The sequence below is a fragment of the Peribacillus sp. NPDC097198 genome (genome assembly GCF_044762055.1).
Taxonomy (GTDB): Bacteria; Bacillota; Bacilli; order Bacillales; family DSM-1321; genus Peribacillus.
Map to the genome: position 1 here is coordinate 1 of NZ_JBIWDO010000002.1, position 21,335 is coordinate 21,335.

The 21,335-nt window shown below is 41.9% G+C and carries 15 protein-coding genes, 15 tRNA genes, 2 rRNA genes and 1 pseudogene; 25 read left to right on the forward strand and 8 right to left on the reverse strand.

Features of this window, described 5'->3' with window-relative positions:
• From ACIQXQ_RS02910 to ACIQXQ_RS03000, 19 genes are all read left to right on the forward strand, one after another.
• Window positions 1-141 (forward strand): 23S ribosomal RNA (locus ACIQXQ_RS02910); the annotation flags it as partial.
• Between the two features lie 123 nt (window positions 142-264).
• A 5S ribosomal RNA gene (rrf, locus tag ACIQXQ_RS02915) occupies window positions 265-380 on the forward strand.
• 9 nt (window positions 381-389) lie between these two features.
• Window positions 390-464: transfer RNA gene (locus ACIQXQ_RS02920), tRNA-Asn, on the forward strand.
• A gap of 4 nt (window positions 465-468) precedes the next feature.
• Window positions 469-560, forward strand: a tRNA-Ser gene (locus ACIQXQ_RS02925).
• 10 nt (window positions 561-570) lie between these two features.
• Window positions 571-645 (forward strand) — tRNA-Glu (locus ACIQXQ_RS02930).
• 15 nt (window positions 646-660) lie between these two features.
• Window positions 661-736: transfer RNA gene (locus ACIQXQ_RS02935), tRNA-Val, on the forward strand.
• A gap of 85 nt (window positions 737-821) precedes the next feature.
• A tRNA-Met gene (locus ACIQXQ_RS02940) sits at window positions 822-895 on the forward strand.
• A 5-nt stretch (window positions 896-900) separates the two neighbouring features.
• A tRNA-Asp gene (locus ACIQXQ_RS02945) sits at window positions 901-976 on the forward strand.
• Between the two features lie 13 nt (window positions 977-989).
• A tRNA-Phe gene (locus tag ACIQXQ_RS02950) sits at window positions 990-1,065 on the forward strand.
• A 7-nt stretch (window positions 1,066-1,072) separates the two neighbouring features.
• A tRNA-Thr gene (locus tag ACIQXQ_RS02955) sits at window positions 1,073-1,148 on the forward strand.
• Window positions 1,149-1,160: 12 nt separating this feature from the next.
• Window positions 1,161-1,244 (forward strand) — tRNA-Tyr (locus ACIQXQ_RS02960).
• A 6-nt stretch (window positions 1,245-1,250) separates the two neighbouring features.
• Window positions 1,251-1,324 (forward strand) — tRNA-Trp (locus tag ACIQXQ_RS02965).
• A gap of 14 nt (window positions 1,325-1,338) precedes the next feature.
• Window positions 1,339-1,414 (forward strand) — tRNA-His (locus ACIQXQ_RS02970).
• A gap of 38 nt (window positions 1,415-1,452) precedes the next feature.
• Window positions 1,453-1,527: transfer RNA gene (locus ACIQXQ_RS02975), tRNA-Gln, on the forward strand.
• A 3-nt stretch (window positions 1,528-1,530) separates the two neighbouring features.
• Window positions 1,531-1,605: transfer RNA gene (locus ACIQXQ_RS02980), tRNA-Gly, on the forward strand.
• Window positions 1,606-1,613: 8 nt separating this feature from the next.
• Window positions 1,614-1,687: transfer RNA gene (locus ACIQXQ_RS02985), tRNA-Cys, on the forward strand.
• Window positions 1,688-1,696: 9 nt separating this feature from the next.
• A tRNA-Leu gene (locus tag ACIQXQ_RS02990) sits at window positions 1,697-1,777 on the forward strand.
• A gap of 422 nt (window positions 1,778-2,199) precedes the next feature.
• Entirely contained in the window at window positions 2,200-3,024 is an 825-nt protein-coding gene (locus ACIQXQ_RS02995) for a methyl-accepting chemotaxis protein (RefSeq protein WP_402955158.1), read from the forward strand.
• Between the two features lie 312 nt (window positions 3,025-3,336).
• Window positions 3,337-8,292 (forward strand): S8 family serine peptidase, encoded by a 4,956-nt coding sequence (locus tag ACIQXQ_RS03000; protein ID WP_402955161.1) that lies wholly within the window; start codon window positions 3,337-3,339, stop codon window positions 8,290-8,292.
• 188 nt (window positions 8,293-8,480) lie between these two features.
• Here ACIQXQ_RS03000 and ACIQXQ_RS03005 read toward each other — a convergent pair whose 3' ends face one another.
• Together ACIQXQ_RS03005 and ACIQXQ_RS03010 are read right to left on the reverse strand one after the other, a co-directional pair.
• Entirely contained in the window at window positions 8,481-9,371 is an 891-nt protein-coding gene (locus ACIQXQ_RS03005) for a TauD/TfdA dioxygenase family protein (RefSeq protein WP_402867466.1), read from the reverse strand.
• 613 nt (window positions 9,372-9,984) lie between these two features.
• Window positions 9,985-11,142, reverse strand: a complete 1,158-nt coding sequence (locus ACIQXQ_RS03010) for an ATP-binding protein (protein ID WP_402955164.1) — start codon at window positions 11,140-11,142, stop codon at window positions 9,985-9,987.
• Window positions 11,143-11,504: 362 nt separating this feature from the next.
• Here ACIQXQ_RS03010 and ACIQXQ_RS03015 point away from each other — a divergent pair, with 362 nt between their 5' ends.
• Window positions 11,505-12,644: a zinc-dependent alcohol dehydrogenase gene (locus ACIQXQ_RS03015; protein ID WP_402955167.1), complete on the forward strand. Its 1,140-nt coding sequence runs from the start codon at window positions 11,505-11,507 to the stop codon at window positions 12,642-12,644.
• 293 nt (window positions 12,645-12,937) lie between these two features.
• Window positions 12,938-13,396, forward strand: a complete 459-nt coding sequence (locus ACIQXQ_RS03020) for a hypothetical protein (protein ID WP_402867469.1) — start codon at window positions 12,938-12,940, stop codon at window positions 13,394-13,396.
• 34 nt (window positions 13,397-13,430) lie between these two features.
• Here the strand turns inward: ACIQXQ_RS03020 and ACIQXQ_RS03025 are convergent, their stop codons facing one another.
• On the reverse strand, window positions 13,431-14,204 hold the full coding sequence (locus tag ACIQXQ_RS03025) for an STAS domain-containing protein (protein ID WP_402955170.1): 774 nt from the start codon (window positions 14,202-14,204) through the stop codon (window positions 13,431-13,433).
• A 157-nt stretch (window positions 14,205-14,361) separates the two neighbouring features.
• On the reverse strand, window positions 14,362-15,255 hold the full coding sequence (locus ACIQXQ_RS03030) for a PdaC/SigV domain-containing protein (RefSeq protein WP_402955173.1): 894 nt from the start codon (window positions 15,253-15,255) through the stop codon (window positions 14,362-14,364).
• A gap of 112 nt (window positions 15,256-15,367) precedes the next feature.
• Here ACIQXQ_RS03030 and ACIQXQ_RS03035 point away from each other — a divergent pair, with 112 nt between their 5' ends.
• Both ACIQXQ_RS03035 and ACIQXQ_RS03040 read left to right on the forward strand, forming a co-directional pair.
• A complete protein-coding gene (locus ACIQXQ_RS03035; protein ID WP_402955176.1) occupies window positions 15,368-15,919 on the forward strand; it encodes a histidine phosphatase family protein in 552 nt (183 codons plus the stop codon).
• Between the two features lie 183 nt (window positions 15,920-16,102).
• Entirely contained in the window at window positions 16,103-16,891 is a 789-nt protein-coding gene (locus ACIQXQ_RS03040; protein ID WP_402955179.1) for an HAD family hydrolase, read from the forward strand.
• A 34-nt stretch (window positions 16,892-16,925) separates the two neighbouring features.
• Here ACIQXQ_RS03040 and ACIQXQ_RS03045 read toward each other — a convergent pair.
• Window positions 16,926-17,432 (reverse strand): annotated as a pseudogene (locus ACIQXQ_RS03045) (DUF3231 family protein).
• Window positions 17,433-17,660: 228 nt separating this feature from the next.
• Between ACIQXQ_RS03045 and ACIQXQ_RS03050 the strand changes: the two are divergent.
• The gene (locus ACIQXQ_RS03050) at window positions 17,661-18,266 is read left to right on the forward strand and encodes a spore coat protein (RefSeq protein WP_402868498.1); all 606 of its coding nucleotides are present in this window, start codon (window positions 17,661-17,663) and stop codon (window positions 18,264-18,266) included.
• A gap of 62 nt (window positions 18,267-18,328) precedes the next feature.
• Here ACIQXQ_RS03050 and ACIQXQ_RS03055 read toward each other — a convergent pair whose 3' ends face one another.
• From ACIQXQ_RS03055 to ACIQXQ_RS03065, 3 genes are all read right to left on the reverse strand, one after another.
• Window positions 18,329-18,694: a carboxymuconolactone decarboxylase family protein gene (locus tag ACIQXQ_RS03055; protein WP_402955182.1), complete on the reverse strand. Its 366-nt coding sequence runs from the start codon at window positions 18,692-18,694 to the stop codon at window positions 18,329-18,331.
• Window positions 18,695-18,778: 84 nt separating this feature from the next.
• Window positions 18,779-19,555, reverse strand: a complete 777-nt coding sequence (locus ACIQXQ_RS03060) for a cytochrome c oxidase assembly protein (RefSeq protein WP_402955185.1) — start codon at window positions 19,553-19,555, stop codon at window positions 18,779-18,781.
• Window positions 19,556-19,569: 14 nt separating this feature from the next.
• Window positions 19,570-20,085, reverse strand: coding sequence for a DUF2243 domain-containing protein (locus ACIQXQ_RS03065; RefSeq protein ID WP_402955188.1), 516 nt, complete (start codon window positions 20,083-20,085; stop codon window positions 19,570-19,572).
• A gap of 352 nt (window positions 20,086-20,437) precedes the next feature.
• Between ACIQXQ_RS03065 and ACIQXQ_RS03070 the strand changes: the two genes are divergently transcribed.
• A complete protein-coding gene (locus ACIQXQ_RS03070; RefSeq protein WP_402867477.1) occupies window positions 20,438-21,277 on the forward strand; it encodes a manganese catalase in 840 nt (279 codons plus the stop codon).
• The last annotated feature ends 58 nt before the right edge of the window (window positions 21,278-21,335 follow it).

Sequence of the window (21,335 nt, forward strand, 5' to 3'; positions counted from 1 at the left end):
GCATGAAGCCCCCCTCAAGATGAGATTTCCCATGGCGCAAGCTAGTAAGATCCCTGAAAGATGATCAGGTTGATAGGTCAGAGGTGGAAGCGTGGCGACATGTGGAGCTGACTGATACTAATAGATCGAGGACTTAACCAACGCTTTAAAAAGATGAACACCTTCTGATATTATCTAGTTTTGAAGGAATGAAAATTTCTTCTTGCATTTTTTAAAAAAGATGATATAATAATAGATGTCTTGAAAAAATGCTAACCAACAATGTTTGGTGACGATAGCGAAGAGGTCACACCCGTTCCCATTCCGAACACGGTAGTTAAGCTCTTCAGCGCCGATGGTAGTTGGGGGTTTCCCCCTGTGAGAGTAGGACGTCGCCAAGCTTGTATTGTTCCGCAGTAGCTCAGTGGTAGAGCATTCGGCTGTTAACCGAACGGTCGTAGGTTCGAGTCCTACCTGCGGAGCCATATTGGAGAGCTGTCCGAGTGGCCGAAGGAGCACGATTGGAAATCGTGTAGACGGGTAACCCTGTCTCAAGGGTTCAAATCCCTTGCTCTCCGCCATTTAATACCTGGCCCGTTGGTCAAGCGGTTAAGACACCGCCCTTTCACGGCGGTAACACGGGTTCGATTCCCGTACGGGTCACCATTTCGATAACTTATTGGAGGATTAGCTCAGCTGGGAGAGCATCTGCCTTACAAGCAGAGGGTCGGCGGTTCGATCCCGTCATCCTCCACCATTTCTTTTAAAAAGCATCAAGTTGTTTCTTTATGAATGAAACGTTTAACACGAAAACTTGAGGCATATAGTAACATTATTATTATCGCGGGGTGGAGCAGTCCGGTAGCTCGTCGGGCTCATAACCCGAAGGTCGCAGGTTCAAATCCTGTCCCCGCAATCTATGGTCCCGTGGTGTAGCGGTTAACATGCCTGCCTGTCACGCAGGAGATCGCGGGTTCGATTCCCGTCGGGACCGCCATTTTTAATTGTTTGGCTCAGTAGCTCAGTCGGTAGAGCAAAGGACTGAAAATCCTTGTGTCGGCGGTTCGATTCCGTCCTGAGCCACCATAGTAGTGCCGGTGTAGCTCAACTGGTAGAGCAACTGACTTGTAATCAGTAGGTTGGGGGTTCAAGTCCTCTTGCCGGCACCATGTTTCATCCGTGGAGGGGTAGCGAAGTGGCTAAACGCGGCGGACTGTAAATCCGCTCCTTCGGGTTCGGCAGTTCGAATCTGCCCCCCTCCACCATCTTACAGGGGTATAGTTTAAAGGTAGAACAGAGGTCTCCAAAACCTCCGGTGTGGGTTCGAGTCCTACTACCCCTGCCAATTTTATTGTTATGGCGATTGTGGCGAAGTGGTTAACGCACCTGATTGTGGTTCAGGCATTCGTGGGTTCGATTCCCATCAGTCGCCCCATTTTCAATGAAATGATGGTATAATGAATATAACATTAATGGGCTATAGCCAAGCGGTAAGGCAACGGATTTTGATTCCGTCATGCGAAGGTTCGATCCCTTCTAGCCCAGCCATATGCGAAAGTAGTTCAGTGGTAGAATACAACCTTGCCAAGGTTGGGGTCGCGGGTTCGAATCCCGTCTTTCGCTCCAAAAATGTTGGCGGCATAGCCAAGCGGTAAGGCAGAGGTCTGCAAAACCTTTATCACCGGTTCAATTCCGGTTGCCGCCTCCAACAAATTTTGCCCGAGTGGTGGAATGGCAGACACGCTGCACTCAAAATGCAGTGCCGCAAGGCGTGCCGGTTCGACCCCGGCCTCGGGTATCATACGGTCGAAGATATTAAATACAAAAAGGATCTCAACTTAATTGTTGAGGTCTTTTTTGTATTTAATAAACATGAGATTTAGATTATACGTCAGAAAGGATGTGAAATATGTCCATTCTCAATTCAGGTTATGCAATTCTTTCTTCAATAACTTAAGACATTTCCCTTACTTGTTATTTACTATGGTGATTGGATTATCAAAAATTCGAACCATAATGTTTTTATATGCGTTTAAAAAAGCGTTAAACGCAATGCTCTTAGTGAACGAAACTTATTGAAATAGGTTGAAACGCTAGGTGGTTTGCCCTGAAATTTTCTAATGACATGATTAAATTGAAAAATAAAGAGTTCAGTATAGGCGTTCTTACCCATTATCCTGTAATATTATTACTAAACGTAATAACAGGGGGTTTTTTGATATGAGCATTTCTTTAAGGACTAACATAAGCACTCAAGTATTGGATGAAACATCCGTTTTAGCTGCACTGGAGTCAAATTTAGCAATGATAGAATTCAATCTAAATAGAGAAGTAATATGGGTAAATGAAAACTTTGCAATGACCTTGGGATATACAATTGACGAAATGAAAAATATGCAGCATCATCAATTTTGTACAACGGAATTCAGGAATACCCGAGAATATGAATCATTATGGGTTACCCTCAAAAATGGAAAAAGGTTTCAAGAAAAAATTCAAAGGGTCGGTAAAACCGGGAATCTCCTATGGCTCGAAGCCACCTATATACCCATCCTAAATGAAGAAGGTAAAGTCCATGCTGTTCTTAAAATCGCAACAGATATTACAGAGCGTGAAAACAACACAATAAAAATCATTTCTCAGCTAAAAGATATGCCTGAAAAATTAGTGAATATCGTTGTTGAGAATTCCAATGAGAAAATTCAAGCAGTGGAGTCACTAAAAAAACAAACGGTTTTAATAAGTGATGTATCTAAAATCATACAAACCATCTCTTTCCAAACAAATGTATTGGCCTTAAATGCAGCGATCGAAGCAGCTCGAGTAGGGGAACAAGGTCGAGGTTTTAAAGTTGTTGCAGACGAAGTTAGAAGATTAGCAGGAAATGTTGATAAAGCCATAAAAAATATAAATTCCAATGTAGAAAATATTACTTTAGACGTAGAGAAGGTTAGTGAGATAACAGAAGATTTACAAAAAATAATCATCGACACTCAATCCATATTCAATAAGACGATCGAAAAGTTAGAAGGGATGACTAAATAAATGAGAATGCTAGGTTTCCATAAACTGAATATTCTTAATTTTTAAAAAATGTGGATAAAGAGAAATCATTACTTGATATCATAATGGAGTTATTGAAAATCTCTACAGATTGGCCCTCTTAGTATAGGGCTTTTTTTGTTTTCCAAGCTATGAGCTATATCAGGGCATGGGGCTGAATATTGAATCTAGGTATTAGGGATGATACTGCTAGATTTTTCGGAAAAATTATTGACAATGATAATCATTCTCGACTATGATGGTTTGGTGTGGTCCACCACATATACGGTAATGAGTAGGGAGAGAGCTTATTTTATGAGACAGAAAAAAACTTGGCTTCAAACGATGGCAGCAATTACGCTTGCCACATCTGCAATTCTACCAGTCGGTTCAATAGCTTCTGCGGAGGAGGAATCCAATACAGAGACCGATCAATTAATAGTTAAATATAAAACGAATAAAACCGCCTTATCAAAAAAACAAATGAAAAACATAGGCGTTGAAGATGTAGAAGAGGAAAATCAACTGGGGCTGTATGATGTAAAAGCTGAAGAAGCAAATACTGCCATTACAAAGCTTGAAAAGATGGATAACGTCGAATATGTTGAGAAAAATGTTACATATCAAACCGCTGAAACTATAGATGTAAATGATACATATTATAAAAACCAATGGAACTTAAGTGCCATCGATGCACAGGGCGCATGGGAAAACGTCAAGGATAATAGCAATCTAGTAAAAGTAGCTGTGCTTGATACAGGAGTTCAAGGTACTCATGAAGACTTAGCAGGCCGTGTACTAGAGGGGAAAACATTCGTAGAAGGATATGATGCAGCGTTTCAAGGGGATGACCAAGGTCATGGTACATTCGTATCCGGGATCATTGCCGCGAATGCTAATAATGGAAAAGGGATTTCCGGTATAGCAGGTGAGAAGAATGTCCAAATACTCCCTGTTAAGGTCATGAATAAATCAGGTGTCGGGGATGCCTTCAATATCGCACAAGGTATTGATTATGCAGTTGAGCAAGGTGCTGATGTCATCAATATGAGCATAAGCGGTGAATATAGCGAGACAATAGAAAAGGCCGTAAAGAATGCGGCGGACAAAGGTGTCGTCGTTGTAGCTGCTTCAGGTAACGGCGGCGGCAATGCAGATGCATCCTATCCTGCCGCTCTTCCGAATGTCTTATCGGTTGGTGCCATTGCTACAAAAGATCAAGTGTACGAGCGCTCGAATTATGGGAGCACGTTAGATATCGTGGCACCAGGCGTCAATGTTTTAAGTACATCATTACTTGGTGATTTAGGTACGGATGCAGGCCACTACTCCACTGGTTCTGGTACATCCTATGCTGCCCCGCATGTCGCTGCCGTTGCGGCGCTGTATAAGCTCAACCATCCAGAAGCGACTTCGAGTCAAGTCGAGGAAGCACTAACATCAACGGCAATCGATTTGAACGAAGAGGGCTGGGATGAGAAAACGGGCCATGGTAAGCTAAATGCGAAAGCCGCGTTAGCGGAAGATGTGGAAACTCCCTCATTAGCATTCGTCTTACCGAAAAAGAATGCGAATGTCGTTGGCACCACGACTGTACAAGTAGCGATTAATGATGCGAATACAAGTAAGACTATTTTCTATACAGACGAAGTAAACGATGGAAATGTCATCGGTGAGGTAAAGACAGCGAGTCAAACCTCGGTGCAATTCAAATGGGATACGACTAAGGTGGCAGACGGGTCACATCAGGTAATTGCCGTTGCACTCGATTCGAATGGTAAAGAACTGTCCCGTACTCAAACATCAGTGAAGGTAATGAATGCCCCGCAATCAGGCTACATGTTCACGGTTACGACACCAAGCGGTACGATTGCAAAAGGTGCATCCGTTAAACTGTATGAAAAAGTGGAACAAGAGGATGACACAAATGCTTATGGCTACAATGAATTGTGGACAGGCACGACAGATACGGAAGGAGCCGTTCGTGTACCGAGCCATGTGGGTACGGATTTGAAAAACTTACAAATTGTTGTCCAAGGGAAATTCGATACGGCAAAAGGTAACTCGTGGTTCATGTATTCACGTGAGGTGGCTTCATCAGGAACGATTACGTTAAAAAGTGAAAATACCGTTCCAGTCGCATTGAATACGGTGGATGAAGAAGGAAAAGGTTTGCCAGGTGCACAATACTTCATCGCCATGAAAGATGCAAAGGATATGACATTAGGTTCAACGACAATGATTAATGAGGAAGGTGCGAAAGAGGCACCGACTGTCTATTTAGATAAGGGCGCATATAACATTTTCTCCTACCATAAGGCCGAGGGGAAAACGTACTTCCTATCAAATACAGCAGCCCAAGTAGGGAACGATACGAAGACTTTGAATTTTGACAGCCGTGAAGCTGGGGAAGTGGCCATTGATAATCGTGATAAGGGACTGGAAAATGGCGTGTTGTATTTATATAATGATGCCATTTCAGAAGCAATCGGTTCAGACGAAGTCATCACTGGTCAAAAATTCTTTGTCACACCGGGTGACTACGATTATATGGTTGATGCGGAAGTGAAGGATCCGGATGGCGGGGAAAACTGGGTTTACGTCCTTGCGAATGATAAAACAAAAGCCGTCATCAAAAAAAATAAAAAGACGGTGATTAAAGCCGGTGGTTCAATCGATATTACAAAATTTGAACCGGATCAAGAATCACTTAAAAATTACTACAAGCAACGGGGCTTAACGTACATTGAACGTCCTTATCCAAATATTGCGTATAAACTAGATAAAGCATTTTACACGAAGCAAACATTTGGTGATGATTACGGCAATAAATTAGCGGGCATGTACCGAGGCTCCCTACATTCAGAAGATGCTTTGTATAAAAAAGATGTGAATACAGGAAAAACCGTGACCACTGTGGATGATGAAGCACAGATCGAAACGATTAACTTTGGTGATATTTATTCGAAGTACAAAGTTATGAGACTATCTGATAATAAAGTGATGCTTGATAGCCATGCGAAAAACGCAACAAACCCAGCCAACCGCCAATATTATTTCTATTCTTTCTGGGTGACGAGCAGTTCGGACGTGACAGAAGGAAAATATGAAATTTCACTGACGTTAGATGAAAACCCTTTAGCGAAAAAGGGCTTATACAAGGCAATCAATATTGACATGCAGGATTCAGGCACGACGATGCAGGTAAAAAATAAGGGTGGTAATAATGTTCCATCATACATCACGATCAATCGTTTAGAGAAAACGGAAGATGGCGATTCGGAATGGGTCCAATCTCTGGGTCAGAATACGGATACGACGAAAAGTTTATCATTACCAAGCAATCTCGAATTAAGCGATGAAGAAAATGGTAACATGGCGATTATTCGTTATATGCAGCCATCAGGTGAATACTCGTATATATTCCGCCAGTTCACCAGTTTAGATGAATTAAAGAACATCTCCATTCCGGATAATATGCAAAAGGTTGCGGTGACGGCGATGGATGGGGACAAAAAGCTTGATGGTGTCTCTACAAGACTTTGGATGATTAAAAAGCCTGTTACAATAGGTGGTCAAACAACCTATGTAACGGCGAATAATTTACAAAATTATAAGTATGATTCAATTTATCTAGAACCAGGAAACTTCGTCATGGAAGGGAACTATGTTTCATTACCGGATGAAAACAACCAGAAGGCCAACTATTATTTCCTTGAACCAACAGTACAAGTGAAAGATGGCCAAACGAATACAGTGGTTTTCGATAAAGAGAAATTAGCCCAAGTGAAGGTCTCAGCTGACGCAACAGGCTACAGCGATGTACGAGGGGCCATTATTTATCCGTACAACGAATATAGTCAGTCCTTTATAAAAACATTACGCGTTGGTCATACCTTTTATGTACCGTCCAATTTAAAAATGGATTTACAAGTTCAACTAGGTCTTGGCGACAATGAATCAGCGAATATCATTTGGAACTACTTCCTATCAAAAGGTGAACAAACATTCCAAAAAGGGCAGCAAGTCCAGTGGCAGGTTGGAGGCGACTTCAAGGCTAATATTACCCTCTCAAAAACAAAACTGCTTCAGGGAGACAAGCTTTCCGGTCATACATCCATAAATGATGCATATGGGAATGCCGTATCATCGGTATTAGTCAATCAGTCGACTGACTTCAGCATAGCTGACGATGCACTCATTGCCTATGAAAAACAAGCGAACGGGCAAATTGTTGAAAAAGCAGTGAAGAGCGACTATACGATTAGTCATGGTGGAACAACGGCTTCAGCTTCAAGTGTCAAGCCTGTACTGCGTATTTACGATAAAGCGGATAATAAGGTATTCGAAGACGCCAGTCTGAGATATTACGGACATATCGATGATAAGGATATATCTTTGAAGGAAGGTCAATATCGTGCAGAATTAGCACTGGCCGCAAGTCCTAAAGGACCAATCGCATCAGCGAAGAATACGGGACTATTCAAAGTCGGTAAAGACTCTGAGATGGTAGCACCGGTTCCGGGTATCAAAGAAGAAGTAAAGGTACCGACTATCTCACCGGTCACTGATCAAACAACCATGGTAAAAGGAAAAACGACGCCTAAAGCGGTTGTGACCTTAAAAAATGGTAAAAAGAATATCAAATCAGCAAAAGCGGATAAAAATGGGCAATACACAATGAAGATTTCCAAGCAAAAAGCGGGTACAAAGTTATCTCTTTCTGCGACACTAAAAGGCTATACGGCTAGTAAGGTAAAAACGATTACCGTGCTCGACCGCACCGCGCCAACCGTTAAGCCCATTACAGTGACAGATAAAACGACTGCTGTCACGATCGTTACCGAAAAAAATGTGACGATGACATTCACTGCAAAAGGAATGACGTATACAAAGCCTGTTTATAAAAATGGAAAGTATACATTAAAAATCGCCAAACTCCCTGCCAAGACGAAATGGACATTGATCGTCAAGGACAAAGCCGGGAATAAAACGAAGAAAACAGGCGTTGTATTAGATCGAACTGCTCCAAAAGCAGCGACTGTAGAAAAAGTGACAACGGCAACTACTATCGCGAAGGGAAAAGCTGAGAAAAAAGCCACGGTCACCATATATAAAGGAAAAGAAAAAGTAGCATCGGGTAAAGTCAATGCGAAAGGCACATTCTCAATCAAGGTGCCAAAGCAAAAAGCCAATACGACATTGCATGTTGTCGTCCAGGATGCAGCGAAGAATAAGTCAAAAGTGGCGAAAGTTAAAGTTGGGAAATAACTACGAACCAACCTCCGATATAGGAATATCGGAGGTTGGTTTTTTTTAGCTCTAAATGATTTGGGGGTAACAAACAATTCAGGGATAGAAAAATAATCGGATTGAATGTCTTACAATTCAAATGAAGATCATGGAGTCCTATCAACATACTGAGAAGAAACAAATATCTGGGAGGCTCGTACTATCACTTATTTCTTATTAATTAACTTACTGGCTTCGCCTTGCTGATTTACGGGAATATCTTTTCCGACTGTGACACGGCGTACGACGCGTTGGTCTTCGTAGTCTGCTATTGCGTAATGTTGAGTGGCCAAGTTATCCCAGATTACGACATCCCCTTCAGTCCACTGCCAGCGTACGGTGTTTTCCAAGCGCGTGACGTAAGAATCAAAGATGCTTAGTAATCTTTCGGATTCGCTTGTGGAATAGCCTTCGATCCTGCCTGCAAATCCTCCTAGTAACAGATGTTTTTTACCTGTTTCGGAGTGCACATGAACTACGGGATGTCTTGTTTTATAAACGGTCGATGCAAATACGGCACGATAGTTCTTTTTCACTTCATCATCAATCGTTTCACTTGGTTTGAATTGTGCATAATCATATTCATTTGTATGAATACCCCATGCTTCATCTGCAAGCTTTTGCAAACCTACCGGAAGGTCTTCGTATGCTTGATTCGTATTCGCCCAAACCGTGTCTCCACCCACATTTGGAATGGTGACGCCTCTTAGAATGGAGTATTTGGGAACTTCGGGAACGAACGTGACGTCAGTATGCCAATGGTTGGCTTTGGCACCTTGTTTGGAATCGAGCTCGAAGATATAGTTGGTATTGTCTTTTACGGGTACGGTTGGATGAGCGTAGGGTTCACCCAGTAGACTGGAAAATGCTTCTTGGCCTGCATCGTCTAAGTGGTGTTGCCCTCTGAAGAAAATCACTTTATGCTCGTTCAGTGCTTGCTTGATTTCGTTAAAAATAGCCGGGTCCAGGTCTCCGCTTAATTGAACACCTTGAATCTCCGCTCCGATTCTTCCTGCTACTGGTACCACTTTCACTTGTTTTGTCTTAACTTCAGTCATACTATATTCCTCCTCAATTTTTGAAATGAATGTCTCCTTGATATAACCTTATCAAATAAAAATATGGTAAAGTGGGGGGACCACTGGAAAAACCCACTACGCTCTATAGCTGCATGATGTTTCAGAAAAATCCACTTTGAAAAATTTCTTTTTTCTTTCCACTAACTAGAAGTCCCATTTTTTAGATGGTTTGATTTTCTAGTGAGGTTTCACTGACATTTACAATACATCCCGCTAATACTAATCGAGAGACCGTACCTTTTTAACTGGTACTATTCCTTCAATAAGTCCCCTCCTTGTTTTAAATTACACTTTACCTACTCGAATAGTCGACTTTTAAGACGTAAGAAACAAAAAAGAGATCCAACAAAGAGTTTCCTCTTGTTGAATCTCTGGTAGACCAGTTGATTCCGAACGTCTAACTATATGGTCTATTCTGGAAAGTGGTTTGTGTATGAATGCATCTTACCAATGATTGGATGAGTTTGTCAATCTTTTATGTATTAATCTTATAGTTTTAGTTGGAATAAAAGGAAAAATTGTTTTAACGTCCAATAGAAAAGGATGACCTTATGATAGCGGGTCACCCTTTGTACCTATAGTATCAATACACTCATCCCTTATATACAGGGAAATAAATAATAAAGGAACTTCCTTTATTCACTTGGCTTTCAACGACGATTTTCCCCTTGTACTTTTGGGCGATGGTATAGCAGACTGTCAGGCCGATACCGGTTCCTCTATCTTTCAGAGAATAAAAGGGGGTGCCGATTATTTCAAGCTGTTCTTTGGATAGACCGATGCCTGTGTCGGTTATTTTGATTTTTGCCATGTCTCGTTCCTGACTGGTCTCGACGATGATAAATCCTGGATTGTTCATGGATTCAATGCCATTTTTCATAATGTTGACCAGTAGTTGCTTGAGCTCAATGGGATTGATCTTTATGATTAAATCTTCCTTGAATAGTAGTTGGAATCCTATATTACGATTGTTTGCAAAGCTGGTCAAAAGGTCAGAGGTCTTCTGGATTTCCTGATTCAGCTGGATGACCTCAATATTATCGGTATGGGGTTTTGCCAATGATAGATAGTCATTGATAATGACCTGTGTGAATTCCAGTTCGGTAAGCATCGTTTGTACGTAGAATTTTTCCGTTTTGTTCAATTCCTTTTCTTGATCCAATAGCTGGGCAAATCCCTTTACGACCGTAATTGGGTTTCGAATCTCGTGGGCGATGGTGGCAGCAAGCTGACCGACCGAATCCAATTGCTTGGCTTGTTGTAATTCAGTATGAAAGGCATTTATGGAATTCATCCTGTTGTTTGTACTGATGAACACAAAGGCCAAGATGATCTGGATCGCGATGAAATTCAAGATATTTCCGAAACTATCAAATGAGACGTACTTATATGTATATTGTAAATTTGTATGAGAAATGAAATGGATGGAAATTGGACCGAGTATGGCATTTGATGCAGCTACAATGTAAAATCCGATTTTATCAAATAAAAATATGGGGATTAAGGGTGCCATGGCAAACATGGCCATCATGATGGCGGTATCTGGATACAACCAGAATTTCAGGTATAGGTAAATCGTGATGAGTAGAATGAAAATCGTTTTCCATTTGTTTTCGTCTTTTTTTATGAAAAAAAACAAAGATAGTATGATGGCGGATATCAAGAAAACTTGTATAGCCATATCGATAGGGTCATGTTTCCAGCTTATTGGCGATACGGAAATGCCCACCACTAGTAATAAAGACAACACAATCATGAAACTCTTAAGAATGAATCGTTGTTGGTTTTGAAAATACTGATGGTTTTTTAACATACATCACCTTATTCTAAAAATTCTATTTAATTAATAGTAATCTTTTCCTGGTTCTTTGTAAATCAGAAAAGATAGGGTGTGTGTTCAGCTTTTGATTTCCTGTCTATTACTAGAGTATGAAAGGCAGGTCAGTAAGGAAGTTGTTAGGCAGCAATAGGAATAGGTAGGAATGTATGCCCTGATTGAATCGTGGAAGTTTATTTTTTTACAAAATTTTCTTTGAAAATTTTCAAATGGGGACATATTAGTAAGATGGACGGGTATAAAAAAAGTAATAAGAATCCATTAGGAGGTTGAATATGAAGGCGGTAACTTTTCAAGGTGCAAAGGATATAAAAGTAAAAGAAGTGGAGGATCCGAAATTACAGCAGAAGGATGATATCATCGTACGGGTGACATCGACGGCGATTTGTGGGTCCGATCTTCACATTTATCAGGGAGCGCTCCCGACACATAAGGATTACGTCATTGGTCATGAGCCGATGGGAATTGTGGAGGAAGTCGGACCGGAAGTCACGAAGGTAAAGAAAGGGGACAGGGTCGTCCTTCCTTTCAATATTTCGTGTGGACATTGTTATTATTGTGAACATGATATGGAAAGCCAATGTGATAATTCGAACCGTAATGAAGAAATCGATACGGGTGGATATTTCGGCTTTACGGAACGTTATGGGAACTATCCAGGCGGACAGGCTGAATATTTGCGGGTACCATACGGAAACTTCATGCCATTCGTGATCCCGGAGTCGTGTGAACTAGAGGATGAGGCGCTTCTGTTCATGTCGGACGTGCTCCCGACCGCTTATTGGAGTGTGGAGAATGCAGGTGTGAAGGAAGGCAGCACGGTCGCCATTCTAGGGTGTGGACCAATCGGTTTGATGGCCCAGAAGTTTGCCTGGATGAAAGGCGCCAAGCGTGTGATTGCCATCGATAACCTTCCCTACAGGCTGAACCGGGCAAAACAGATGAACAAGGTGGAGACGTATAATTTCGATGAGTATAATGATATGGGTGCCTATATTAAGGAAATCACTTCAGGCGGAGTGGATATCGTTATTGACTGCGTCGGAATGGACGGAAAAAAATCAACCATTGAAGCCATCGAGCAAAAACTCAAGCTTCAGGGCGGAACATTAAGTGCCATCGAGATTGCGATGAACTCAGTTAAGAAATTCGGTACGATTCAACTGACTGGCGTTTACGGATCCAAATATAATATGTTCCCGCTTGGTAATTTATTCGAACGGAACATTAACCTGAAAATGGGACAAGCTCCGGTCATTCACTACATGCCGATGCTTTTTGATAAAATTACAAAAGGTGAGTTCGATCCGACAGAAATCATCTCACATAAAGTCCCGCTCGACCAAGCGAGTGCCGCTTATCAAATATTTAACGACCATGAAGATGAATGCATCAAAGTCGTATTAAAACCATAAAAATGCTTCATGCTTGCCAAAAGCCAATGGATCTATCCATCGGCTTTTTTTGGCGTGCAGAGGATGGCAAGACATGTATACGAGGTCCGGTTATTCCAGTATGGTCGATATAGGAAATGGACATTCTCGTATGTTGTCTGGCAGATTGGGGCCAGGTGAGGAAGAGACTATCAACATTCACTTTTAGAAAAATGTACTGTTATTAAGAAAGAATCGCTTCGAAGGGAGATTGAATAGACGCGTCAGGGGGAGAAAATGTTATATAATAATAGCAAAAGTAAGGGGGAAAGTGCATGATAGTGAATACTGTAGCAGAATTGTGTGCAGAAGTTGAGAAGGTGTACCAGCCGTTACATGTTACATTAACGATTGACATCCTAGATAAGAGATTCGGTCCTGTAAAGGCGGAAGCGGAGATTACCGTTTGCCCCGTTGAATCCAAGGGGTATTTCGAGATCCTGGTCGAGGAACTTGAATCGGAGCATATCTATGCTGCTGAAAATGGGTCCATTTATGGCAGCTTTGGCATTGACCAAAGTATCCAGGTTTATGATGAGGTATTGAACACGGTTCCATTCGATGCATTAATCGGAACGGGAAACTGGAAAGAAAAGATGGATTCATATTTGGCGGAAGATACATTAAAGAGTCAACTTGAAACCGTGCTGAAGAATTACCAGTTCAGCGATATGAGCGGGAAATATAAATTCAGAAAAATATGCACGATAACGGACTTTCACCTTGAAAAGTGAACAAAATAATAGAGAAGGCGATGTCGCCTTCTCTTTATTCTTTAATTAATTTAAATCCATTGGTATCCAGGATATATTGAATGCCTTGCCTAAAGGAATTGAAGGGACGAAAATCGATATCTATCCGAGTTCGGAGGATCGACTGAGCAAGTTTTGGTCCGATGCCGACCACGACGGGTTCCACACCCATTAAGGACAGGGCCTTGAATATTTTATTGATACCATCCAATTCGAACATATCAAAGTCATGTTTAAACGAAGTGAAATCCAGGATGATATACTCGATTTGGTGATCTCTACAATAGTTCAGGATTTTAGATTGAATCGTTTCTAAACGGTCGGGCGTCATTTTTCCTATGATAGGCACTAAAGCCGTTGAATCGTGGACGGTTGGGATTATCGGCGTATCGATTTCCATAAGCAGTTTTTTGCCTTCCTTGATCGTTTCCTCATATTCCGTTACATCTTGCCATGAGAGGATAAAGCCTGTTCGCTTTCCACTTTCATTCAGTATTTCATCCACCATGATATTGGCACTGAATTTTTTGAAAAGAACGATTTGTGCCGAGTGTGGAAAAGGACCATCCCGAAGAATTTTTTCCTGTCGTTCCCCGTGAAAGGAACTGACGTTTAGTCCAATGAAATCATCGGGATTTGTTATTCTCACATAGGGACCGATGGTTACTAAAAGATCCCTCGCATATTGGTTAAACCAAACAATGGTATGGTCGGAATCCGTTAAAAAGATGTTTTCTTCTATTTTATCCAACAGTTGGTATGTGTTGACGTTATTTAATATATCTGACATGGAGATACCCCTTTATGCGATTTCTTATGATGCTCGCTCGCCAAAAATCGTAACAGATTGAGATGGATCTGTCTATTCTTTATCATATGTTAGCGAGAATGAATAAAGGGTAGTAAAAAGGCATAGGAGTTAAAGCCAATCCCCATGCCAAACTACATCATTTATAAACCGACCCCGGGATTTTTACGGATGGGTTTCCGGAAGAATAGGGAGCTACTTCGTATTCCTGGAATATTAGATAAATTCCGTCTTTAGTGTAATAAAACTGGGAATGTTTGTTTACGGGAACATCACTTTGTTTATCGACAAAAAAGTCTTCATGTTTGCTCATGTATTTGTAAGCGTACTTCTGTACTTTCTTATATTTCTGTTTCGATGTGAGGATGTCGGCAATTTTCATTTGCTTGCCGGAAGATATTTTGAAATTATATGATGTTACAGCGCCGATTCCGTGTGCCCCGCCCTCATATACATAATTGTAGAGCAGGATACTTAGCTTTCCGTCTTGGTTGTACTTCACTTTATATTGGGTCGCATACATATAGTTACACGTTTTCCCATTGCACCACTCTTCATTTTTATCATCCTTATCCGCTTGTTTCACTTTTAAATAGGATGTATAAGCTTCTTTGGCATGTTTAGTGAATGCTCGGTTGATTTTTTCATGGGCTGTTTTACTTTTTAGTCCGGATACTTGAGGATACGATAAGTCACTGATACTTTTATACTTCTTCTTGGTAATCTTCACGGGGCTGAACGCTAAATATTTAGTAGATACATAGGATTTTTTGTCTTTGTAACGAATTTCCGACCATCCCGATTTGGTTCTGGAATAGACGGTCACTGATTTTCCTTTCTTTAGGGAGCCGACTTTTTTATAGTTGGTCCCAGGACCGCTCCTGACGGTCAAATCACTGTTCTTCGTATTGACCAAGGCATTTTCGGTAGTGGCAGCGGAAGCAGAGTCAGTTGATAGCAGAAAGTATGAAATAGTTGAAAAAGCTAGTATGGTAGCGAGGACGATTTTTGAGAGGTTTTTGATTGGCCACATGCGCATTCCTCCTAGTGCTATATTTTTACAGTTCCATTATATAAGGGTATTGATTAACTAGATAGTGTTATTTACGTATCAATTATATTACACAGATAATGAGGGGAATAGGATGAAAATTGGACTTGTACGACATTTTAAGGTCAATCATGATTTTCCAACCGGAAAGTATGTGACGGCCGATTTCATGGACCAATGGTTCAAGGATTATGATGAAGCGGATATTGTTTATGGGGAAACTCCACTATTGGATGTGGAGTGGAAGGCTTGCTACACAAGCGATATGTCGAGGGCACTGAAGACCGCCGAGCATATTTATCCCGATAAAATCATTCAAATGAAGGAACTGCGTGAAATTCCTTCGCCCCCTCTTAAAGGGAAGGTGAAACTGCCCTTCATTCTATGGGCCATCTGGATTCGGTGCTCCTCATTCTTGAACAAACAAACGAGACTGGAAATCAAGAAAGCTGAAAAGCGGATCAATCAAGCACTGGATCAAATCTTGGCAAATGGGGAGCAAGATACCTTGATTGTGAGTCATGCGGCTCTCATGGTGTATATAAGGAAAGAGTTGATCCGAAGGGGGTTCTCTGGTCCGAAGTATGCAGTCGCCAGCAATGGGAGGTTATATATGTTCGAAAAGGTCCCCTTTAATAGTTTGTAAGGGGCCACAATGATAGTGGATGGGTGGTTTGTATCTGTGTAAGTAATGCGAGAAGCTTTTTATTATTCCAGAAAAAGATGTAGGTAATTTCCCCAATAGTTATTCTTTTTCCAACCGTTGTGGTTTATTATTGTAATAGTGCAATTTTTTCGAATATAACGAATGGAAAAGAGGGTGAACGTCTTGGTGAAAGCCATATTTTTTGATTTGGATGATACATTACTCTGGGATCAGAAAAGTGTGAAAGAAGCTTTTGTAGCAACATGTGAAGTGGCAAAGGCGAAGTATGACGTAAATATTGGCGAGTTTGAGGAAGCGGTGCGCAAGGAAGCACGTGAGCTTTATTCTTCTTATGATACATACGAGTTTACGAAAATGATTGGAATCAATCCTTTCGAAGGGCTTTGGGGAGATTTTCAGGATGACCATGATGAGTTCCGGAAAATGGCCAAGATTGTGCCGATATACCGGAAAGAGGCATGGACAAGAGGGTTGAGGGCCCTAGGAATTGATGATCCGGCATTCGGGGCGGAACTTGCAGAACGCTTTCCGGCTGAGAGACGGAAAAAGCCGTTCATCTATGAAGAGTCCTTCCGTGTGTTGGATGAGTTAAAAGGAAAGTACAAATTGTTATTGCTGACGAATGGTTCACCCCAGCTTCAAAATACGAAGCTTGAAATCACGCCTGAACTTGTTCCATATTTTGATCAGATTGTCATTTCCGGAGCGTTTGGACGCGGAAAACCAGATGCTTCCATTTTTGAGCATGCACTTGAACTCATGAATCTTGATCAGGATGAAGTGCTCATGGTCGGTGATAATTTAATGACGGATATTCTTGGTGCCACACGTGCCGGCATTCAGTCGGTATGGATCAACCGTCATGACAAGGAACGGAATGAAGTCATCCCTACCTATGAAATCAAACATCTAGAAGAACTATATCCCATTCTTGAGGGGTTAAAAGAATAAAACAGAAATCCCCCTTTATCCGGGGGGATTCATTTTATTTCGTTTTATTAAAATGGAGGGGTGGTGGGACCAACCATCCTTTTTTCTTGTTCAAATGAAGGAATTTGGCACCCATAGCTGCATGTTCAGCATGGAATTGTTCGAACATCCCTGCAATATCCTCCCGTATGGATTGGGCTATCATATTGCTGCAAGCTATTAAACCGGCTGCAATATCCATGGATATGGAAGCGGCGATTTCCGGGTCCTGAAAGCGGGCGCCAACGGGGATTTCATCAATATCGACTTTTGATCGATCAGGTGGCGTTGGCGGTAATCCGATACCATTTTCCTTCAATAGTGCTTCCACTTCGGCGATTTCCTGTTTCCCTCGTTCGATTTTTTCTTAAATCAATTTACGCAGATCTTCATCACCAGCATGGTTGAGCAAGGTTTGATGACAAGCGACACAGCCCTTTGTCGTTACTAAATAGGTCCACGTTCCAAATACTTCTCCATAGTGCATCGGTTCTTCTTTTGGATTTCCACTTAATATTCCCATCGTCAACCTCCTTATGAAATAGGCAATCATATTGTAATGTATCCCGATATCAAACTGTTATTCATCGCAACGAAGAACGATATATCAATGAGAAATTTGGTCAATGGAAGGGAACAGGCATGAATATTCCCTATCGGTTTACCCATACTAATATTGGTTCCAACATCATACAAGGAGGGGATGTAAGTGCAAAATCAAAATCAACAACAGGGTCAAACACATCAAAATATGCAAACAGGCGCGGTACCTCCGCAAATGAATCATGGTGGTCATGAACTATTTGATGCACACGAAGTGCTAGCGGGGACGATTAGTGTTTTGGATACCTATATGTTGCTCCGTCAACATGTACAGGACCCAGAATTATTGGATATCCTTGATCGTCAATATCAGTTCATCCAACAGGAATATAATACTTCCTTAGAGGCTTTCCAGACGGGGCAAAAACCTTCCGTCCCAACCCAAACCTACAATATGAATCAAGGCAATGATTTTATTTATGGCCTAAAACCATCGAAGCCGAAGAAACCTTACCAATCGGTGTCAGAGATTAATGATCAAGGAATTTCGGGCTTGATGCTAGGGGCTTTGAAATCCAGTGCAACGTTAAAAGCCATGTCCGCACTTGAGATGACAAATCCAGTACTGCGTCGGGTCATCGCTGATTCCGTTCCGAATTGCATAGAGATGGCCTATGAGATTTCGCTTTATCAAAACAAACATCATTATTACCAAGTACCACAGCTTCAACAGCAGGATATGCAACAAATGATAAACTCATTTGCTCCTGCAAGCGGGAATCCAACCAATACCAACAACAATATGACCCATTGATCGGACCATAATCATTAAAGAAGGCGAGCATGCAATATGCTCGCCTTTCCTTGTTTCGATTGTTATTGTTTGAGCTGGTTCAAATCATCAATGCACGTTTGGATGAGCGTGACTGCCTGGCTCATCGCTGCACCACCACCAAATGCAACGGTTACGCCTATTGTTTCAAGTATTTCCTGTTCCGAGCAACCTTGATCGAGGCAGCCTTTCGTATGATAGATAATGCAATATTCATCCTGGGAATATAAGCTTATCCCTAAAGCTATCAGTTGTTTCTGCTTCTTCGATAAGATGCCTTCTTTAAAGCATTCTTCCGTTAAAGAATTGAACTTTGTTGCAAGTTCAGGCATCTTTTCCGTAAAAGAGCCGATTCCAGCTTTATATTCATGAAGAGCGGCTTCTGTCGTATTCTTCGTTTCAAATTCCAAGTTTAGTTCAGCTCCATCCTAATATTCTTTTCCTAGAAATTAGTATGAGCCAAATAGGGATGATTAAACATAAAATTATAGAGATTAAAATTCCGTATTTAGCGGCGGACGGGGTCTGGCGGTTTTATACCATTGAAAGCAAAGCAAACCAATGAGTACGAGGTCGATGGCATCCCCGGCATAGTACATGAGGACGGCTCCGGATTCCGCCTGGTGAGACATGACCCCGATTGGAGGGTTTGCATAGATGTATTTGGATAGGATTCCATGACCGGCTAAAGCAAGGACGAAGATAATGCATCGGAATACGAAACTGAACCGGTGCGGGGCCGGATCGATATAAACCATGGAAGCCGTGAAAAGATAGCCGGCAAGGAATACATGGATATGCACCAACAGATAGAGAGAGGCATGTTGATGCATGGCCGCATACAATTCCGTCGTATAAAGCACCCAAAGCCCTCCGATATTCAAGGTGGATGCTGTGATGGGGTTACTCAAAATGCGTACTGGCCAGGTTTTCAACAGACGTGAAAGACGCCTTGCGTGAGGCACTTTTAATGTGCGGAGCAGAAGAGTCATGGGTGCTGCAAGGACCATCAGCAGTGGAGCAAGCATGCCAAGGAGCAAATGGCTGACCATATGTGCGGTGAAACTCATATGACCCCGGTCCGCTATGGGTCCAATCACTGAAGCGGCAGCACAAGTCACTCCGAACACCCAAAAGAACATTCGGTGAAGTGGCCACTTTTTATGCTTTCGGTTGGAAAGGATCATCGCTGCTATATATAGGACCAAAATGATGGCGAGTAGTATCACCAGAGGGATTCCGGTAGAAGGCCCACTCGTGATATGATGCATATGTTCATCCTTCGTCATGATGATTTAGATTCTTTCGCTCTTTTTATCGTGCTTCGTCTTGTACGATAGATGAGGTAGACACCGACTACAATCAAAGCCGCAGCAATTATGTTCCAAATCAAATCGTACGGGAGGATATCCACATCATAACGAATTTGATGCAGCCTCATCAGCTTATGTTGGATGATCCCGTCATATAATTGGAAGCCACCAGCCCCTAGAAACACACCGCCTTGCCATCTTTTCAACCATAAGGCATTCCGCCTGCGAAGGTCAGCGAACATGAATAAAGAACCGATGGTCGCAAACCAGCTCAAAGCATGAAATAAACCATCAGAAACGAGTCCGATATTGGTCGTCGACTTATCATAAAAATGATGCCAATGCAGGAGTTGATGAAAGACCATTTCATCTATGAATGCGACAAGGCCGATGCCGAATAAGATGCCCGACCAAATATTGCGGGACGAGTAGATATAGCGATTTTCCGACATGGATTTATTTTTATGGTGCCGTGGTCTAACGTCCATATATGTATCCTCCTTCAATGAATCGTAGGTATACTATACCGTGAATCCTCTCAGTTTTTTTGAAACTATAATCCCCCCTACAGTTAAGCATCTTCCATATATTGATAATATCCATTGTTTCTACTATACCACCCAAAGGACAAAATGAACCTCTTATTCAACCAGTATTCACAAATTTTTTTGTGAAGATTTTTGTGGTTTTGGGGCAGGAAATCCGGGTAATAAAATAAACGTGACAGTAATTAGTAACCTTCCATTCGGAAAAAGGAAGGGACGATGTCAACCTAACAGCAAAGAAAGATTCATATAATAGCACGGATGAAAACTCTAGAAAATTAAAGGAGGAATCATTATGTTTCGTCATCAAAAAGAATTGCAATTTGAAGTAAAACCAGATCGTCCGGATCCTATGCTTGCCCGTCAAATCCAAGAGGTATTGGGTGGACAGTTCGGGGAAATGACAGTCATGATGCAATATTTATTCCAAGGCTTTAACTGTCGTGGAGAAGAAAAGTATAAGGACATGTTGATGGACATTGGTACGGAGGAAATTGGACACGTTGAAATGCTTTGTTCCTTGATTAGTCAATTGCTGGATGGAGCTTCACCCGAAGATCAAGCAGAAGCAGCCAAAGACCCGGTAACAGCAGCCATCATGGGCGGCATCAATCCACAGCATCTGCTTGTAAGCGGACTTGGAGGACTGCCAACGAACTCAAATGGTGTTCCTTGGAACGGTTCCTACATCGTAGCGAGTGGTAATTTATTAGCGGACATGCGTTCAAACCTGCATGCTGAGAGTCAAGGACGTTTGCAGGTAGCGCGTTTGTACCATATGACAAAAGATGAAGGTGTACGTGCGACCTTCCGTAAAATGCTTGCACGCGACCGTTATCACCAATATCAATGGATGGCGGCTATTGCAGAGTTAGAAGAGAAAAATGGTGTGGTCGTGCCGGCTTCCTTCCCACCTGAAGCCGAATTGGAATCACAGAAGGAAGCCTATGAATTCTGGAACCTTTCAGAAGGACAAGAATCAGCAGAAGGTCTATGGGCGACAGGAAGCGCTCCGGATGGAACAGGAGATTTTGTCTATGTAGCCGAGCCCGTTGCAAAAGGTCAAATCCCTAATCCAAAGGTTCCCGCTACTCAATTGCATCATGATCTGGATGGTAAGGCCGTATTGAAATAAGACCTTTTAATTATCAGGTTTTGTAACCTGTCCCTCGGGGGGCAGGTTTTTTCTGATT

Coding starts and splice junctions, on each gene's coding strand:
- ACIQXQ_RS02995 (WP_402955158.1), top strand. CDS start 2,200: ATGAGCATTTCTTTAAGGACTAACATAAGCACTCAAGTATTGGATGAA.
- ACIQXQ_RS03000 (WP_402955161.1), top strand. CDS start 3,337: ATGAGACAGAAAAAAACTTGGCTTCAAACGATGGCAGCAATTACGCTT.
- ACIQXQ_RS03005 (WP_402867466.1), bottom strand. CDS start 9,371: ATGACTGAAGTTAAGACAAAACAAGTGAAAGTGGTACCAGTAGCAGGA.
- ACIQXQ_RS03015 (WP_402955167.1), top strand. CDS start 11,505: ATGAAGGCGGTAACTTTTCAAGGTGCAAAGGATATAAAAGTAAAAGAA.
- ACIQXQ_RS03020 (WP_402867469.1), top strand. CDS start 12,938: ATGATAGTGAATACTGTAGCAGAATTGTGTGCAGAAGTTGAGAAGGTG.
- ACIQXQ_RS03025 (WP_402955170.1), bottom strand. CDS start 14,204: ATGTCAGATATATTAAATAACGTCAACACATACCAACTGTTGGATAAA.
- ACIQXQ_RS03030 (WP_402955173.1), bottom strand. CDS start 15,255: ATGTGGCCAATCAAAAACCTCTCAAAAATCGTCCTCGCTACCATACTA.
- ACIQXQ_RS03035 (WP_402955176.1), top strand. CDS start 15,368: ATGAAAATTGGACTTGTACGACATTTTAAGGTCAATCATGATTTTCCA.
- ACIQXQ_RS03050 (WP_402868498.1), top strand. CDS start 17,661: ATGCAAACAGGCGCGGTACCTCCGCAAATGAATCATGGTGGTCATGAA.
- ACIQXQ_RS03060 (WP_402955185.1), bottom strand. CDS start 19,555: ATGCATCATATCACGAGTGGGCCTTCTACCGGAATCCCTCTGGTGATA.
- ACIQXQ_RS03065 (WP_402955188.1), bottom strand. CDS start 20,085: ATGGACGTTAGACCACGGCACCATAAAAATAAATCCATGTCGGAAAAT.
- ACIQXQ_RS03070 (WP_402867477.1), top strand. CDS start 20,438: ATGTTTCGTCATCAAAAAGAATTGCAATTTGAAGTAAAACCAGATCGT.